This is a genomic window from Streptomyces sp. W16 (genome assembly GCF_033194735.1).
Taxonomy (GTDB): domain Bacteria; phylum Actinomycetota; class Actinomycetes; order Streptomycetales; family Streptomycetaceae; genus Streptomyces.
Genome location: NZ_JAWOAI010001044.1, coordinates 1 through 1,520 on the forward strand (window position 1 = coordinate 1; position 1,520 = coordinate 1,520).

Below are 1,520 nucleotides of genomic sequence, written 5' to 3' on the forward strand. Positions count from 1 at the left end.
CCGGGTCGTCCGGGGTCGCGTCGAGGAGGGCGGGTGAGGCTTCGGCGATCGGTGCGGGGACGGCCTCGACGGGCGTGAGCGCGTTGTCGGGGTGTGCCGCGTCCGGGGCCGGGGCCGGGATGGCGTGGGTGGCGGTGGATACGCCCTCGGTGAGGGGAGCCGAATCGTAGGCCGTGGGTGCGGGTTGCGCCGTGTCCGAGGCGGCGGCGAGGGGCTCGGCGTCGGAGCTGAGCGGGGTCTCGACTCCCGTAGGAACAGGGTGAGTTGGCCCGGCGTCCTGGACCTCGGCAGTCCCGTCGAGGGGAGCGGTCTCCTGGGCGTAAGCGGCGTCGAGGACCTGGTCGGCACCCGGGGCGAACGCGATGCCCTCTGCCTGGCCCGGCTCCGCGGCGGCTACGTCTTCCGGGATCGGAGAGGCGACGAACACACCCTCGGGGGCCTGACCGGTGGTCTGCGCCGACGCGGAATCGGAAACGGGGGCGCTGTCTTGCACGAGCGCGGCTTCGGGGACGGGGACGGGAACACCGTCCTGCGCGAGCGCGGCTTCGGCAGCGAGGGGGCCATCCTGTGCCAGGACGTCCTCGGTACCCACGCCAACACCCTGTCCGAGTGCGGTCTCAGGAGCCGTGTCAGCGCCGGAGCCGAACGCAGCCTCGGGGGCTGCGCCAACGCCGTGACCGAATCCCGCCTCGGGCTCCACTCCGGCACCCTGGCCGGGCAGCGCCTCGACACCGTGGTCGAGCGGCGCCTCGGCACCAAGTGCTTCCGCATCGTGAGGGCCGACGGCCTGGGCGGCCTGCCCGGCGCCGTAAGCCACCCCTGCCTCAACACCCTCATCGTTCCCGGTGACGAACCCTGCGTCGGAAGCGAACACCTCCTCAGCCTCCGGGACGAGACCAGAGCCCGGCACCTCAGCCGGCCCTTCGCCCCCCACCGGCATCTGACCGCCAACGGGAGCCGAAACCCCCTCCTGGACCTGGCCGTGTCCGCCCTCGAACGCGGCCCCCGCCTCGGCACCCGGACCGTACGCCTGCCCGGCGCCCAACTCCTCGGCACCTTCGGGCAGTTGACCCACCTCGGGGACACCGGCGGTTCCAGAGCTCTCCATGCTCGCGTGCACCGATGAAGCGGAGGAGGCCGAGGAAGCCGAAGCCGGCACCGCTGCCGTCTCCACCGCGTACAGCCGGCCGTTCCCCTGCCAGGCCTCGCCCGCGTCGGGGGCCTGGGCCAGGACCGAGCCCTGCTCGGGGGTGGCGGTGAGCCCGGTGTCCACGGCCGTGGCGACTCCCCCGTTCACCGCTTCCGTGGCGAGCCTCGCCATCGCGGCCTGGGCCGCGCCGCCGGACTCCGTGCCTGGTTCGGCTGTCGGTGCAGGAGCAACCGTTTCCGCTGTTCGCACCCCCGTGCCGACCGACTCCTGGGCACCCCAGGGGGCCGCGCCCTGCGGGGGCAGGTCCCGGAGTTGGGGTGCGTCGAGGTACTCGGTGCCGGTCGTCGGCGGGCCGGACTGCCGTACCGGC

The 1,520-nt window shown here is 73.9% G+C and carries 1 protein-coding gene and 2 pseudogenes; 2 read left to right on the plus strand and 1 reads right to left on the minus strand.

Translation table 11 applies throughout. From position 1 onward, the window contains the following. Positions 1–493, minus strand: a pseudogene (locus R6V09_RS52895) (hypothetical protein); the annotation flags it as partial. On the opposite strand from R6V09_RS52895, the gene R6V09_RS52900 reads away from it, so the two are divergent. Together R6V09_RS52900 and R6V09_RS52905 are read left to right on the plus strand one after the other, a co-directional pair. Beyond that, positions 488–1,126, plus strand: coding sequence for a hypothetical protein (locus tag R6V09_RS52900; protein WP_317888521.1), 639 nt, complete (start codon positions 488–490; stop codon positions 1,124–1,126). The pseudogene R6V09_RS52895 and the gene R6V09_RS52900 sit on opposite strands and share 6 nt — an antisense overlap. Then, positions 1,107–1,520 (plus strand): annotated as a pseudogene (locus tag R6V09_RS52905) (hypothetical protein); the annotation flags it as partial. The gene R6V09_RS52900 and the pseudogene R6V09_RS52905, both read left to right, overlap by 20 nt.